This window comes from Kineosporiaceae bacterium, from assembly GCA_016713225.1.
In the GTDB taxonomy this organism is placed as follows: Bacteria; Actinomycetota; Actinomycetes; order Actinomycetales; family Kineosporiaceae; genus JADJPO01.
Genome location: JADJPO010000002.1, coordinates 320,237 through 335,159 on the forward strand (window position 1 = coordinate 320,237; position 14,923 = coordinate 335,159).

Below are 14,923 nucleotides of genomic sequence, written 5' to 3' on the forward strand. Positions count from 1 at the left end.
GGGTAGCCCTGGTTCAGGTTTGTGGTGGCCAGATGATGAGGTCGCTGCTGATGGGGGTGATGGGGCTGGCGGGGGCCAGGCCGGTGAGGTCGATGGTGTAGCCGCCGGGGGTTGGGGGTCGAAGGTGGCGGTGGCGGTGCCGTGGTGGGGGCGGGGGGTGAGGGTGTCGATGGGGGTGCCGTGTTCGTTGCGCAGGGTGAGGCGGATGCCGTGGTTGGCGCCGAGGTCGATGGTGACGGGGATGGGTTCGTCGGGGGTGAGGAGTTCGGGGGTGTCGACGTGGGGTTGCAGGGGTGTGGTGGCGCGGACGTTGACGTCGTGTCCGGTGAGGATGCCTTCGATTTCGTCGAGGGCGGCTTGGTTGCGTTGCAGGTTGCCGTGTTTGTCGGCGATGCGTTTGATCAGGGGGGTGTCCAGGGGTAGCCCGTGGCGGACGGCGCCGGGTAGGGGCACGGTGCCGTCGCCGTAGAGCTGCTCGGCTTGGTAGGTGGATCGTTCGTCCAGGCCGGTGGGGGTGGGGGTGAGGGTGGTGGTGCTGGTTTGGCGGATCCCGACGATGGCGTGGGTGATGGCGTGCACGGTGTCGCCGCGGGCATGTTCGGCGGTGGTCAGGGCGGTGTGGAATGCGGCGGCGTCGGTGGCCATGGTGGTGTTCAGGTCGGGCAGGGTCGTTTCGGCGGTCTTGAGCAGGTCGCGCCCGTGGGTGATGCACGCGTATTCGGGGGTGGGTTGGTACATGGACGGGAATGATCGGATCAGGGGGGTCAGGTCCGGTGCGAGGCGTCCGAGTTTGCGGGGGGCGCCGTTGACGAGTTGGGCGAGGGCTTTCGCGGCGCCGCGGTAGGGGGTGCCGAGGGTGATCAGTTTGCGGGTGATCTCGGCGCCGCCTTCCATCTCGATGTACCAGCGGGCGATGAGTCCGCCCATGGAGTGGCACACGAACACCAGGCGGGCGTCGGCGTAGCGGCCGCCTCGTGCGCGCCAGCGGGCCAGGGCGGGTTCGACGACTGCCTTGACGCGGCGGGCGGTATAGCGGTTCGACAGTCGCCAGTCGTAGGGGATCGCCAGCAGGTTCCCCGGCTGGTCACCGGTGGGTTCGCGGTATCCGAGGCCGCGGAGGTGGTCGAGGAGTTCGGTGTAGCCCTTGATCGGGGTCCACACTCCGGGGATGCCGTGCAGGGTCGGCATCAACTGTCCCGGTTCGACGCCGTCACCGGGATGCTCGTCCCCGATGCCTTCGGGTAGTTGCAGGACCGCGAGGTGGCGGCCCAGGTGGGTGATCGCCTCGATCAGTGTCCCGGGCGTGACCGCCCAGACCGGGTTCCCGGCCCGTAGCAGGGTGCTGCCGGTGATGCCGGGCAGCACCACCACCAGGTCCGTGGTCGACGGTGTCTGCTGCTCACCCATCAGTGTCTCCTATCGGGGTCGGGGGATCCGTTGCCCTGGAGAGGATTACCCGTGTCGCTGGTGGGGTGGGGTGGGGTCATCAGGTGTTGGACCAGGGGCAGGGTGGTGGGGTGGTGGGCAGTGATGTCGAGGAGGAGGCCCACCCAAGTGTCGCGTTGGTCCGGGGTCAATTCTCGGGCCTCGTCGAGCAGTGCGAGCGCGGTGTCCGTGTCGTGGGTGATGGCGGCGGCAGTGGCCAGGTACAGGCCGGCCAGACCTTCAAGCCGGTCGTCCCGGGTACGGACGGCGTACGACCAGGCCACTTCGGCGACCGGTTGCAACAGAACAGCATCGGGGGTCACGGCTCGGGATTGCAGCAGTGGCGCGAACCGGGTGGGCTCCTCGAGTGCGTCCAGGACAGCGGTCAGGGTCGAGCCGGTGGCGTCCAGACCGGTGAGGATGATCAGGGCCAGTCCCTCGGCGGCAGCCATGGCGACGTCCTGGTCCTCGTCGGCGGCGCGGTTCTGGAGGATCTGGTGGACGGTGTCGTCGAGCAGGTCGTCGCGGTGGTCGGTCAGCAGGAGGCGGCGTTCCTGGCCCGTGGCGGCCAGAAGACGACCGGTGAGGATGGCGAGCAGCAGCGGCCTGTAGGCGGCCTGGACCCCGTGGACCCGGGCGGCGTCCCGTAGCTGCTGGTACCGGGCGGCCTCGACCGGGTCGAGTGGCAGGAGTGCCTCGTCGACGGCGCCATCGGCGTCGGTGGTGAGCAGCTCGGGGTGCTCGACCAGGTGGGCTTGTTCATCCTCATAGGTCTCGGTCTGAACCCAAGCCTGTGCCGCTGCCAACAGGGTGGGGTCGACGTGGAGCCAGGCAGGTGGTGTGGGCTCGGTGGTGGCCGTGGCCCAGGCAGCGTCGAAGGCTGCTGGGTCGCCCGCCCGGTGGCGGCGTGCCTGATCGCGTAGTGCCGCGAGGACAGGCTGATCCTCACCGGCTTCGACCAGCGCCCGGCAGATCCAGGACGCCGCCTCCGCCGCCGGTTCACTGGTGTTCGTCGACCGATAGAGCAACAGCAACGCCCGCTCTGCCGGTGACAGATCCTCCACCACTGGTTCCCACAGGTCGCCATGCTCCTGGCCGAGGTCGTTGAGACGGATGCCGAGGTTGGTCAGGGCGCTGGCGAGGTCGGGTTGGAAGGCGGGGTTGGTGGCGGCCAGGTCCCGGTAGAGGGTGACGGCTTCCTGGGTGGGGTCCAGGGCCTCCTGGCGGCGGCCGAGGTTGCTGAGGTGGCCGCCGAGGTTGGTCAGGGAGCTGGCGAGGTTGGGTTGGAAGGCGGGGTTGGTGGCGGCCAGGTCCCGGTAGAGGGTGACGGCTTCCTGGGTGGGGTCCAGGGCCTCCTGGCGGCGGCCGAGCTCGCTGAGGCGGACGCCGAGGTTGTTCAGGGAGCTGGCGAGGTTGGGTCGGAAGGCGGGGTTGGTGGCGGCCAGGTCCCGGTAGAGGGTGACGGCTTCCTGGGTGGGGTCCAGGGCCTCCTCGCGGCGACCGAGCTCGCCGAGGAAGACGCCGAGGTTGTTCAGGGAGCTGGCGAGGTTGGGTCGGAAGGCGGGGTTGGTGGCGGCCAGGTCCCGGTAGAGGGTGACGGCTTCCTGGGCGGGGGCCAGGGCCTCCTGGCGGCGGCCGAGCTCGCTGAGGCGGACGCCGAGGTTGTTCAGGGAGCTGGCGAGGTCGGGTCGGAAGGCGGGGTTGGTGGCGGCCAGGTCCCGGTAGAGGGTGACGGCTTCCTGGGTGGGGTCCAGGGCCTCCTGGCGGCGACCGAGCTCGCTGAGGCGGACGCCGAGGTTGTTCAGGGACATGGCGAGGTCGGGTCGGAAGGCGGGGTTGGTGGCGGCCAGGTCCCGGTAGAGGGTGACGGCTTCCTGGGTGGGGTCCAGGGCCTCCTGGCGGCGGCCGAGGTTGCTGAGGCGGACGCCGAGGTTGTTCAGGGCGCGGGCGAGGTCGGGTCGGAAGGCGGGGTTGGTGGCGGCCAGGTCCCGGTAGAGGGTGACGGCTTCCTGGGTGGGGTCCAGGGCCTCCTGGCGGCGACCGAGGTTGCGGAGGAAGACGCCGAGGTTGGTCAGGGCGCTGGCGAGGTCGGGTCGGAAGGCGGGGTTGGTGGCGGCCAGGTCCCGGTAGAGGGTGACGGCTTCCTGGGTGGGGTCCAGGGCCTCCTGGCGGCGACCGAGCTCGCCGAGGAAGACGCCGAGGTTGGTCAGGGCGCTGGCGAGGTCGGGTCGGAAGGCGGGGTTGGTGGCGGCCAGGTCCCGGTAGAGGGTGACGGCTTCCTGGGTGGGGTCCAGGGCCTCCTGGCGGCGGCCGAGGTTGCTGAGGTGGCCGCCGAGGTTGGTCAGGGCGCCGGCGAGGTCGGGTCGGAAGGCGGGGTTGGTGGCGGCCAGGTCCCGGTAGAGGGTGACGGCTTCCTGGATGGGGGCCAGGGCCTCCTGGCGGCGGCCGAGCTCGCTGAGGCAGACGCCGAGGTTGTTCAGGGCGCCGGCGAGGCCGGGTCGGAAGGCGGGGTTGGTGGCGGCCAGGTCCCGGTAGAGGGTGACGGCTTCCTGGGTGCGGTCCAGGGCCTCCTGGCGGCGGCCGAGGTTGCTGAGGTGGCCGCCGAGGTTGTTCAAGGAGCTGGCGAGGTTGGGTTGGAAGGCGGGGGTTGGCGGCCAGGTCCCGTAGAGGGTGACGGCTTCCTGGGTGCGGTCCAGGGCCTCCTGGCGGCGACCGAGGTTGCTGAGGCGGACGCCGAGGTTGTTCAACGAGCTGGCGAGGTCGGGTCGGAAGGCGGGGTTGGTGGCGGCCAGTTCCCGGTAGATGTCGACGGCTTCCTGGGTGGGGGCCAGGGCCTCCTGCCGGCGGCCCCAGAATCGGAACGTCTGCGAGACCTCACCCGCGGCCAGCGCCAGGTCATTCCTCAGGGCAGGTTCCGTGGCCGCCAGGCCGCGGAGCATGTCCAACCCGTCTGGGCCGCAGGCGGCACTGTGTCGCCACACGTAGCGCCACAGATAGCCCGCGGACTGGGCGGGGACACCGGCGTCCATGAGTTGCTGGTAGCGGTCGGTCAGGGCCAGCGCGACGGGTCGGGCGTCCGGGTCGAAAGGGGCGTCAGCGGCGACGTCGAAGCGAGCGCGCAACAGGTCGGCTAGGGACTGGTGGGCCATCCGGTAGACCGCGGTCTGGTGTTCGCCGTCCTGGACGATGAACCGTCCGGCCTCGGCCAGTACCCACCAGATGTCGGCCTGCTTCAGGTCGGCCTCGGGCGCCCGGGCCTGGGCCACGGTCAGCCACTCCTCGGCCGGGAAACCCGCCCCGAACGCCCACGTCAAGGCGGTCAACACCACCCGCGCCCGCGACGACGGCGTCGACCCGGCCGGCATCACGCGATCGGGCGGGGCAGGGATGCGGGCCAGGTCCAGGTCGAAGGCCTGCCCGTAGCTGGAGGCCACCTGGGACTGCCAGTGCGGTTGGCTGGTGTCGACCGGGTGTGCCCGCAGTTGATCGGCCACGATCCGGGCCAACAGGAACGGCTGCTCCACCCCAGCTTCGCCCGGGCGACTGGTGGTGACGTGGTCAGCGACCGCGACAGCATCCATGCTGGACCGGACCTGATCGAGACGACGGACCAGGTAGGCGCGGACGTCGCCCAGGCCGGCGGCCCGCACCATCGCGATGCCCAGGTCAATGCCCGGGCCATGGGGCGCCAAGGCCTGGATGAGGTCGGGTTGATCACCGCCGCGGACGACCTGGCGGGTCGCGATCACCACGGTGGCCACCGCCGCCAACGGGGACAACAGGTCCTCGACGATGCTGAACACCTCGCCGCGGGCCTCGTCCAACCCGTCGACCACGATCACCGGTGCCACCCACCCGTCGGCCTCGGCGTCCTGCTGCAGCTGTCCCACCAGCAGTCCCGCGTTGCGTGCTCGCCCGTTCAGGGCTGGGGTGAGGATGCCTGCCGCGATCAGTGCGGCGTCCAGGAGTTCGGCCATCCGGTCGGCGGTCAGTCCGCGGGCATGCACGTTCGCGTGGACACTGCCCTCACCAGGGTCGGCGTGCCCCCATCCGTGCCAGCCGGGTTCGTCGCGGAGCCGGGCACGCTCCACGGGGTCGGCCAGACTCACCACCCGCCCGACGATCGCCGACTTCCCCGTTCCCGGCGGCCCGGTCACCACGAACACCCCCGGCGCGCGCTCCCTCACCCACCCGACCACGGTGTCCACCTCGCCGCGGCGACCGGTGAACGCGGACACCTCTTTGGCTCCGGCGCCGCCGCGGGCCGCCAGCAGGAGGTGCTCGACCACTCCCTGCGCGGCCCCGGCCCGATATAACGGATTCGGGATCATGTACCAGGCACTGCCCGTCGTCACGAGCATCGGTTCCTGGGCACGGCTGGTCCACGCCTTCAGAACGGCGTCGCACAGGTCGTCCCCACGCAGCAGCCGCTGGTGCGCCGACCAGCGGTACACCCGCGTCTGCGGATCCGACGGCCCCTCCCGCAGCAATGCGCACAACACCTCGCCCAACGTCCCGTCGCGGGCCTTCTCCCACGGCTGGCACGACGCCAATACCCCCACCCACACGTGCTCGGCATCGGGAGGCCTGTGCGCGATCAACTGAGAGGAGAGGCTGGCCGCATCGAAGGTCGCCGCTCCCGAGAAGCAGGTGTCCAAGACGATGACGATCTGGTTGGCGCCCGAGCGCACACACGCCGCGACGAAATCCTGGGCCGTGAGGTTCCCCGAGTCCTCGTCCGTCCCGTTCGCTGCCGGCAACTGCAACACCCCCACCGGGGACGGCGTGCCATGGCCCGCCCAGATCCCGACCACCGAGCCCCCCTCGGGCAAGCTCCCCCTCACATGCCCCAAGTAGGCCTCGACGTCGGCCTTCTGCGGATCGGTCAGGGGCTCACCATCGAAGCCGCCGGCCAACAGGTGCGCGAGCGTGGTCACATCGCTCACCGCGCGTGGCAGATCGGGCAGGTAGTCCGACTCGTAGGTGCCAACCCCGACCCCCACGAAACGCCCGCGAGGCGCACTCGATCCGGGCACCTGCGCCGACTCCAGCGAAGCTGGCATCCCCACCCCCAGGACGACCGTGTCCACAGCTCCGGTGACCAGTCGTGACGGAGCGGGACCAGGCTAGCCCGACCGTGATCGCCGGACAGGGTCTTCGATCCCGGGACAGGACACCACCGGCGGAACGCAGCTGCCAGCGGGCTGTGAGCACGTATCTGAGGCCGTCGCTGTGTCGGTGCTCGGGGCCTTGCGTTGTCTGGGTGAGCGAGTTGTCGAATGGGCGACACCAGGCTGGCTCGTGGCTTCGGGACGTGGAACTCGGCCAGATGTTCAGGGCGCTGGACACCGCGGCGGGGTGCCAGGTCGCCCTCGTGGTGGTATGCCCTGACCTCGCCGCGGACGAGGCGTGGCGGAAGGCGGGGCGGGACGAACTCCGGCAGCGCGCTGGCACGGATCGCATCCGCCCGGTCTTCGACCAACGGCGAGACGATCCACACCGGTCAGGCCATCTCGTACGCGGTCGAGGCCCTGGCTCCCGAGGACCACGGCGACCCCGGAGAGCCTGGCGGGGTATCGGCCCCGGTCCATCCGCAGCAACCGCCCCGGATCGCCGTCGCCCGCGATGCTCGCCTAGCGCGTCCGCAAGGGGCTCACGAGAGTCCGGCCAGGGGCGACGGAGGACGGCCGGTCGCGGCTGAGCCGGCCCGACGCGATGGCGGCTCGTCTCAATTCTCGTCTCATTTGCCGGCGTCTGCCGGTGTCCAGTGCCGTCTGTTCCGTGGTGAACCTGCAGTTCACGGACGTATGTGAACACCAATCTGGGGGTGGGGTGCAGTTCTCGAAAGCGTGTGTGGGCGCAAGTCCACCGTGGGTTCAAATCCCACCGCCACCGCTCTGACCTGCGGAAACGCGGTCATACCCCTCAGGGGTATGGCCGCGTTTTCGTGTCTTCGTCTCAATTGTTCGTCGCAGTTTGCGTCTCAGTTATCCCCGGGCGGCGCCTTGGTGAGCGTGGGCGTCGTGTCCGTGAGCGTCCGTCGACGTCCATGGACAGTTGGCTCGGCGAAGGACTCACCGGTGAGCACGCCGGAAAGCGTGTTTGGTGGGGCAGCAGCCCAACCCACTTCACGCTCGAAGGTTCAGGACCAGGGCCGCGTGCGGATCCCGGCGGATATCTGTGCGGTGACGGCTGCTGGGTGGCTGGGCGTGGACGCTCGCGCTGATCGCGGTAGGTCGGGCGAGAAGGTTCGATGCCGCAGCCGGGGTCATGTCACACTCCCGCCGGGGGGCGCGGCTGTCACCCGTGGGTCAGAGGTGCTTTTCTCGTACCTCCATCAGCGACCCGTCGTGGCGATAGGTGGTGGACTGTTCTTGAGCCGCAGCGGAGCGTCGCGACGGTGTGTGGCCGTCGGCGGTGAACCATCGAGTGACCTCGAGCCGCACTGGCCCTTCGGTCCTGATGGCGTACCGCACTGAAGCGTCGCCTTGTCGACCCGATGGGTCGATGCCGGCGAGAACTGCGTCAAGGTCCAGGTGGTCGAGAAGGGCCTGCTGCCGTGCGCGGATCGTCGCCTCCGGGGCGGCGGCGTCGAATAGGTCGATCCGGATTGTCGAGGATGTGGCGACGGGGACGGCGCCGGCGAAGGCCCGCAGTCTGTGCTCGGCGAGGATCGGGAAGCTTGGGGGAGCGAGCCAGATGCTCGCCCCGGCGCAGAACCAGAACCCGGGCATCCCAATCATCCTGCCTGGGTTGCCGGAGACATCGATGCGTTGCCACTGGGTCTCGGGATCAGTCACGATCTTGTGTGTGGGAACGGGGCGCTGAAACAGTTCGTAGGTGCTGACGTGGTCCGCGGACTGCCAGAATTGGTCGTCGGGGTCGCCCACGTAGCCGGCGGTGAAGCCGGGTGACAAGCTCCACTCGTCGAGCACGGTGGCCCAGTCGTTCGGCCACTGGTCGAGGGTCCATATCAAGATCTCCATGCCCCACATGGCGACATAGCTGATCTGCAGGTCGCCTCCCTCGCCCTCAAGGTCCAGTGACTGTCCATACCCCTCGGCCAACAACCGCGCCCAGGCCTGCTGGGTCACCTTGACCGTGCGTCGAGGCGACCAGCCTCCCCGCATCGTTCGTGGCGCGAATCCAAGCCCCACACCCTCAGCCAGCCTCGCGACTCCCTCCACCGACAGCGAGCCCGGCACCCAGGACGTCATCGCACGGAACCGCACAACCGCCTCCCTCACCACTGGCCCACGATCCTCGCGCACGGCGACCCGGAAAGGCGAGGAGCCTGGGCCATCCCCTCGGCCGAAGCGAGCGATCGGTATGTGGCCTTCTGGCCCTGCACACCGAGGCGGGCAGCGAAGTGCGCGTCGCGCTTTTCGGGCAGCCCAACCTTCGGCCGTTCCCGGGTGTCTGAGAGGGGTGAGGCTGGGAAGCTCCACGAGGAGGAATGGATCCGAGTCGGTCCCGGGAGGGTCTGCTGTGGCAGTGGAAGACGATCTGCAACGGTTTGTATCCGATGGGTCGCGCATGCGGCGACTGCTGCGCCTTGGCTATTTGCTCACGGGTAACGAGGCCGATTCGGCGGACCTGGTGCAGGAGGCGCTCGTCCGGGTATGGGCTCGCCCGGGCCATGCGAGCGATATTGAGAACCTGGAGGCGTTCCTCGGCAAGACCATGACCAGGCTCCAGCTGAACCGAGCCCGCCGAGAGCGTCGCTGGCGCGAGGTGAGGGGCCTGCTGCTGCTCGGGCGCCAGGAATCACCGGAGGATCAAGTTGCCCTGGACGATCTCGTGGTCCGTGCCTTGGGTAGCCTCACGCCGTTGCAGCGAGCGGCGTTCTCCTTGCAGCTCTTCGATGATCTTCCGGTCAAACAGATCGCGGCAGTCCTCGGGTGCAGCGTGGGCGGAGTGAAGCGGCATCTGGCCGATGCCCGCAAACGTCTGGCTACCGAACTCCAGGTGGGAGAAAAGGTGAGCAAAGGATGATTACGGACGACGAGATCGACAGGGTCGTGTCCCGGCATCTAGATGGCCTTTCCTGGCCCGATGATGCCCTCGACGTGCAGCGGATCCGGCGCCGGGTGTCGGGTAGACGGAACATCCGGGTCGGGGCCGCCGCTGCGGTCGGCGGCGTTGCGGTCGTGTTCGTGGGTCTGGTGACATCCATGGCAAGAGACGGAGATCCGGTGATGACCGCCAAGGAACCCACCCCTAGCGCAACCTCGGTGGCAGGTTCGCCTGGGCCGTCCAATGATCCAGGGCTGCCGGTTGTGCCGGCACCCCGACCGAGCGTGGCATGTGGACGGCGGATGCCCACGATCGCGGGGCCGTCGCTGTATGTGGGCACCGATGTTCAGGTGGCTCCTCGGGATGTCAAGGTGAACGCGATAGGCGACACCTACTTCCCCATCACGATAACTCTGGCAAACCCCACGAAAAGCCGGTTGAAGGGCGTCATTGGTGAGCCACGGACCGCGGTCGTCCGGGACGGGGTCGTGGTCGCGCTCGCCGACGAAGTCCGCGCCAGTGGCCGTGGTGTCGAACTGGCGCCGGGAGAGTCCTCCGGCAGTCTCTCCAGCGGGATTCCACTCACCGCGTGCGCTGGCGACCCTTTGCCCCCTGGTCGCTACCAGTACTACGCCTGGACAGGCGCTCATTGGGAACCGGGGATTATCGGCACCACCCCTCCCTTCGGCGGGCCTTGGAATCTCGACATCACAGCCAAGTAGTGGTTGTGGGTGGACCGCCGCACCCCGTCTGCCCAAATCAGGGGCGGTACAACATCCAGGCGGCTGCGGGTGTAGCCGTTGGTGCGTCGATTGTTGGGTGGCGCTGTCTTGAGGCTGTCTGGCTGCGTGAAATGTGGCAGCGGGAGGATGCGTCGCGGGAAGTTCTGCTCTTGCTGGTCGCGGAGTTGCGGGCTGTGGTGGTGGCGCAGGAGAAGCGGATCGCGACGTTGGAGCTCAGTTCGGGCGGAACTCGGAATGCCGCGGCCGGTCGTCCCCTGGGGTGGTGCTGTTCGAGGTTGTCGGCGGCTGAGTGGGTGACGGTCTCGGCGGACGGGTCGAGGGTGGTGTGACGTGGCGGTCGGTCGCGGCTGCTGATGGTCGGCGTGTTCGGTGCGTCAACGGGTGCGCCGCGATCCTGGTGACTCACGTCAAGATGCCCGCTTGGGGTGAGTCGTTGACTCATCGGTGGATGCCCGCGGGGCCTGGGGTGGTTTGATCTTGGTTTTGGACAGGTAGACGGCGTTGGTCTTGGCGCGGCGTTGGATGCTGCCGCGGCGGCGGGCCAGCTCGAGCAGGCTGGCCTGGACGGCGGCGATGCGGCGGGCCAGGCCAGCCGGGTTGAGGACGTCGAGTTGGTGGCGCAGGGCGTGGGCGTCGGTGGGGGTCAGGACGTCGGGGTGGTCGCGGGCCAGGCGGGTGGCGGGGGTGGCGGCCTTGTCGTAGGTCTTGGTCACCTTGGCGCCGTCGCGGGTCTTGGTGAGCAGTTTCTGTTGGGGCAGGAACAGGTTGGTCAGTTGGGCTTGCAGGGGCCAGAGTTCGTTGAGCAGGGCCAGTTCTCGGGCCGTGTCGTAGCGGTGGTAGCCGACGGCGTGACGGACGGTGGTCCAGTTCTTCTGCTCGATGTGGGCCTGGTCGTTGGAGTGGGAGGGCCGGCCTCGGGTGAAGGTGATCTGCCGGTCGGTGGCCCATTTCAGCAGGTGGTGGTTGATGAACTCGCTGCCGTTGTCGGAGTGGATGCCCAGGAGGGCGAACGGGAACCGGACCTGCAGGCGGGTCAGGGCCGCTGAGACGGTCCGTTCGCCTTTGGAGGCGATGCTGATCGCCTCGGTCCAGCCCGTGGCGACGTCGGTGGCGTCCAGGGTGTAGTGGAAGGCGCCGTTGGCGTCGCCGCCTTCGTGGCCGACCAGGTCGATCTCGATGAACCCCGGTGCCGTGTCGTCCCATTCGTGCCAGGTCTTCAACGGGATCGAGGACTTCAACAGGCTGCCCGGTCGGGTCAGGGACCGGCCCTTGGCGGCGACCAGTCCGACCCGGTGGGTCTTCAGGCGCCGGTCGATGGTGGCCGCCGACATCGCCAACAGGGCATCGATCACGGCCGGGTCCTGGGGCAGTTCACCGTGGGCCAGCAGGGCCGGGACCAGGGGCCGCCAACGCCGGTTGCAGCCGTTTACCGGTCGGGCCGCCCAGCACCGCCCAACACGTCGCCAACGCCGTGATCGCCGCGTCGTCGTAGGTGTAGACCGGTGCCCGGGCCGCCCGCCGCTGACCGACCGCCCGGTCGCTGCCACCATCGGCCACGGCCGCCCGGATCATCTTGCGGGCGTGGTCACGATGCCACCCGTTGACCGCCACCAGATGATCAGGATGGCCGACTTCGCCCTTGGTGGCCTTCGGCCACGCCGCCACCTGCGAGGCCAACACCGCCCTGCGCTGCACCATGGTCAACCCCATCGAGCGAGCCTGACCCACGCGGGCATCCACCGATGAGTCAACGACCCCACCCACGCGGGCATTCGACGTGAGTCAACTCGGCGATGCCGCCGATAGTAGAGCGGAAGCTATACTCGGCGGGTGGAGGACTGGGACGTCTTCGTGGTCGATGAGGTGTTGGCCTGGATCAGGGCGTTGGAGGCGTCGGACAGGGACCGTGTGGCGCAGGCGATCGATGTCCTGGCTGAGCATGGTCCGGGTTTGGGTCGGCCGTTGGTGGACTCGATCAGGGGTTCGTCGGTGACGAATCTGAAGGAGTTGCGGGTCGGCACGGTGCGGATCTTGTTCGCGTTCGATCCGTGGCGGGCGTGCATCTTGTTGGTGGCTGGTGACAAGACCGATCGGTGGCGGGCGTGGTACCGGGAGGCGATCCCGGTCGCCGAGCAACGCTATGAGGCGTATCTGGTCGAACGGGATGCCGAGCTGGGCGAGGAGGGCGTGGGTCGATGAGTGGTCGGGTGCGGTGGAGTGAGGTCCGCGAGGAGTTCGTCGAGCAGGCGGGTGGGCCGGCGGCGTTCGAGGCGGGTAAGCAGGAGTTGGTGGCGCAGGTGATCGGTGCGCGTCTGGCGCAGTTGCGTCGGTCGCGGGGTTTGACCCAGCTGCAGGTGGCTGAGCGGATGGGTGTGACCAAGGGGCGGGTCTCCCAGATCGAGCGGGGCCGGGTGTCGGGGCAGGATGTCCTGGCGCGGTATGCCGCGGCGTTGGGTGGGCGGTTGCATCAGGCGATCTACTTCGACGACGGGGACATCGCGGCCATCGCCTGATGCGGGTCACGCGGGCTGGGTTCGTCTCAGTTCTCGTCTCATTTGCCGGCGTCCGCTGGTGTCCGGAGCCGTCTGTTTCGTGGTGAACCTGCAGTTCACGGACGTTCGTGAACACCAACTGGGGGTGGGGTGCAGTTCTCGAAAGCGTGTGTGGGCGCAAGTCCACCGTGGGTTCAAATCCCACCGCCACCGCCAACGAAACCCCGGGCTTGCCCGGGGTTTTTCGTTGGCGGTGGCGGGTGGATGCCGGGAGTGGGCCGCCGGTCGCGCGGAGCGGGGACGGCGCCCGCGGATCCCACCGCCACCGCTCTGACCGCGTTTTCGTGTCTTCGTCTCAGTTGTTCGTCTCAGTTCTCGTCTCAGTTTGTCCCCGGTGGCGCCCTGGTGAGGGTGGGCGCCGTGTCCGTGAGCGTCCGTCGACGTCCATGGACGGTTGGTCCGATGAGCGCGCGGGGGATGAGCACGCCCTCAAAGCGTGTGCGGAGTTGGGCGCTGTGTGCTCCGGCGTGTGCTGGTCCGAGGTCCCGACGCCTCTCGCTACGCTCCGGCTCGCACTCAGGTGGCCAGGCCGGTGGCGATGGTGAGCCGGGCGATCGTTTCGTGAGCGTTCGGGTTCTCCAGGAGTAGGACGCGGTCTGCGTTGATGGCATGGATGATCCTGCTCAGACGCCTTCGGTCGGTGGGTGTGAGAACGTCGTCGGCGACGTCGAGGGTGGTGATCAGGCCGGCGAGGGTGAGGAAGTCGTGCCGGTGGCGTCGGGGGTCGCCGGGGTTGCTGTGTGCTGCGGCTTTCGCGACCAGAGCGCCGATCAGGTTGGGTCGGCGGACGTGCCCGTGACGCCCGTCGATGGTGACGGGGACGGTGTGGGTGCGGTGGAGGGCTTGGGTGCCGCCGTCGGTGGGCAGGGTGGGGCTGCCGGTCACGCCGAGTCGGGCGCGTGCGCGTGTGCCGATGCCCTCGGGGAGAAGGACGTCGAGGGATGCGGGTCCTCGTGTCCAGCGGTGTTGGTTGCCGTCGGCGGAGATCCCGTCGGCGAGGAATCCGATGTCGCTGAGTGTGCGGGTGAACCGGTTCAGGAGGTTCGGGTCCGCGCGGACGTCGATCACGGTGTCGACATCGTTGGTCGGACGCAGCGGAGCCTGGCCGCGTTCGGCGTAGTGCAGGTGCACGAGCTGGCCACCGATGAGGGTCCACCCGTGGTCGAGGCGCTCGTACAGGTCGAGCAGCGCGAGCCAGGACGCCGTCTGTTCGGGCGGCATGGGCGGCAACGCGGTCATCGGTCGGTCAGGTTCTCGGCTGCGAGGCCGCGGAGGAGTTCGGCAGCCCGGAGTTCTTCGCGGGGGCTGCGGTGGTCGGCCAGGTCGGCGGCCAGGCGCAGCGTGGACGTCGGGTAGGGATGTTGCCCCGCGGGCAGTACGTGGATCACGACGTTGGCGTCGGTGTCGACCGGCACCAACAGGTACTCGCGGGAGATCGGGTCGAGATCGTCGGCCGAGAGGTACCCCTCGACAGTTGCTGAGGCGATCCCGGTCTGGGCAGGAGAGACCAGAGCCTGCCACCGGCGGTCCTGGCGAAGTCGGGAGAGGTCGGCCACAGCTGCCGTGCGCTGGAGTCGGGAGGCCCTGTTGCGGAACACCGAGCGCAGGGTCGTCGAGAGGTGCCGGACGTCGTCCTCGGTCGCCGAGCAGCGGCTCGCCGACTCGAGCAGACCGTTCCAACGTGCTCGCGCCCGGAGGCGCTCGGCGTGCGCCAGTCCGGTCAGGGCGGGTTGGTTGTCCAGGGAGGTGGCGATGATCGCCCACGCGGAGCGGGTCGACAGCGGTCGGCCTGGTCGGTGTCGCTCGGCGATGCGCAGCAATGACAGCTCGTCGATGACCCACTGGGCGCCGATCCGCTGTGCGCGCAGGGAACCGTCAGCGATCCGTTGATGGATACGCGGCACGCTCACACCGATCAGGTCGGCGGCTTCGGAGACACTGACGAAGGTCACGAACAGAATACTACATGAACTTATAGATTTGTGTTGCAGATCGTTCGTCTCAGTTCTCGTCTCATGTGCCGGCGTCCGCCGATGTCCGGAGCCGTCTGTTCCGTGGTGAACCTGCAGCTCACGGACGTTCCCGAACTCCAACTGGGGTTGGGGTGCAGTTCTCGAAAGCGTGAGTGGGCGCAAGTCCACCGTGGGTTCAAATCGGGTGGATGCCGGGAGCGGGCCGCCGGTCGCG

The 14,923-nt window shown here is 68.8% G+C and carries 10 protein-coding genes, 1 tRNA gene and 1 pseudogene; 5 read left to right on the forward strand and 7 right to left on the reverse strand.

The genetic code is table 11. From position 1 onward, the window contains the following. Window positions 1–13 precede the first annotated feature (13 nt). Window positions 14–1,407 (reverse strand): annotated as a pseudogene (locus IPK24_07590) (hypothetical protein). After that, entirely contained in the window at window positions 1,407–6,488 is a 5,082-nt protein-coding gene (locus tag IPK24_07595) for a tetratricopeptide repeat protein (protein ID MBK8075419.1), read from the reverse strand. Before IPK24_07595 ends, IPK24_07590 begins: the two are co-directional and overlap by 1 nt. Before the next feature lie 746 nt (window positions 6,489–7,234). Here IPK24_07595 and IPK24_07600 point away from each other — a divergent pair. After that, window positions 7,235–7,317: transfer RNA gene (locus IPK24_07600), tRNA-OTHER, on the forward strand. Between the two features lie 419 nt (window positions 7,318–7,736). Here IPK24_07600 and IPK24_07605 read toward each other — a convergent pair. Continuing rightward, window positions 7,737–8,519, reverse strand: a complete 783-nt coding sequence (locus IPK24_07605) for a hypothetical protein (protein ID MBK8075420.1) — start codon at window positions 8,517–8,519, stop codon at window positions 7,737–7,739. A 400-nt stretch (window positions 8,520–8,919) separates the two neighbouring features. Here IPK24_07605 and IPK24_07610 point away from each other — a divergent pair, with 400 nt between their 5' ends. After that, window positions 8,920–9,420 (forward strand): sigma-70 family RNA polymerase sigma factor, encoded by a 501-nt coding sequence (locus tag IPK24_07610; protein ID MBK8075421.1) that lies wholly within the window; start codon window positions 8,920–8,922, stop codon window positions 9,418–9,420. Continuing rightward, window positions 9,417–10,163, forward strand: coding sequence for a hypothetical protein (locus IPK24_07615; protein ID MBK8075422.1), 747 nt, complete (start codon window positions 9,417–9,419; stop codon window positions 10,161–10,163). The genes IPK24_07610 and IPK24_07615 overlap by 4 nt, the downstream gene beginning before the upstream one ends. A 428-nt stretch (window positions 10,164–10,591) precedes the next feature. Here the strand turns inward: IPK24_07615 and IPK24_07620 are convergent, their stop codons facing one another. Together IPK24_07620 and IPK24_07625 are read right to left on the reverse strand one after the other, a co-directional pair. Next, a complete protein-coding gene (locus IPK24_07620; GenBank protein MBK8075423.1) occupies window positions 10,592–11,536 on the reverse strand; it encodes a transposase family protein in 945 nt (314 codons plus the stop codon). A 19-nt stretch (window positions 11,537–11,555) separates the two neighbouring features. Further along, window positions 11,556–11,894: a hypothetical protein gene (locus IPK24_07625; protein MBK8075424.1), complete on the reverse strand. Its 339-nt coding sequence runs from the start codon at window positions 11,892–11,894 to the stop codon at window positions 11,556–11,558. A 141-nt stretch (window positions 11,895–12,035) separates the two neighbouring features. Here IPK24_07625 and IPK24_07630 point away from each other — a divergent pair, with 141 nt between their 5' ends. Together IPK24_07630 and IPK24_07635 are read left to right on the forward strand one after the other, a co-directional pair. Beyond that, complete coding sequence (locus tag IPK24_07630; GenBank protein ID MBK8075425.1) at window positions 12,036–12,383, forward strand: type II toxin-antitoxin system RelE/ParE family toxin; 348 nt, start codon at window positions 12,036–12,038, stop codon at window positions 12,381–12,383. Further along, window positions 12,380–12,697, forward strand: coding sequence for a helix-turn-helix transcriptional regulator (locus IPK24_07635; GenBank protein ID MBK8075426.1), 318 nt, complete (start codon window positions 12,380–12,382; stop codon window positions 12,695–12,697). Before IPK24_07630 ends, IPK24_07635 begins: the two co-directional genes overlap by 4 nt. Before the next feature lie 555 nt (window positions 12,698–13,252). Here the strand turns inward: IPK24_07635 and IPK24_07640 are convergent. Next, window positions 13,253–13,975 (reverse strand): hypothetical protein, encoded by a 723-nt coding sequence (locus IPK24_07640; GenBank protein MBK8075427.1) that lies wholly within the window; start codon window positions 13,973–13,975, stop codon window positions 13,253–13,255. After that, window positions 13,972–14,688 (reverse strand): helix-turn-helix domain-containing protein, encoded by a 717-nt coding sequence (locus tag IPK24_07645; protein MBK8075428.1) that lies wholly within the window; start codon window positions 14,686–14,688, stop codon window positions 13,972–13,974. Before IPK24_07645 ends, IPK24_07640 begins: the two co-directional genes overlap by 4 nt. Window positions 14,689–14,923 lie beyond the last annotated feature (235 nt).

Bases quoted from the DNA above. Each gene is read 5' to 3' on its own strand.
- IPK24_07595 (MBK8075419.1), bottom strand. From the start codon at position 6,488: ATGCCAGCTTCGCTGGAGTCGGCGCAGGTGCCCGGATCGAGTGCGCCT.
- IPK24_07615 (MBK8075422.1), top strand. From the start codon at position 9,417: ATGATTACGGACGACGAGATCGACAGGGTCGTGTCCCGGCATCTAGAT.
- IPK24_07625 (MBK8075424.1), bottom strand. From the start codon at position 11,894: ATGGGGTTGACCATGGTGCAGCGCAGGGCGGTGTTGGCCTCGCAGGTG.
- IPK24_07635 (MBK8075426.1), top strand. From the start codon at position 12,380: ATGAGTGGTCGGGTGCGGTGGAGTGAGGTCCGCGAGGAGTTCGTCGAG.
- IPK24_07640 (MBK8075427.1), bottom strand. From the start codon at position 13,975: ATGACCGCGTTGCCGCCCATGCCGCCCGAACAGACGGCGTCCTGGCTC.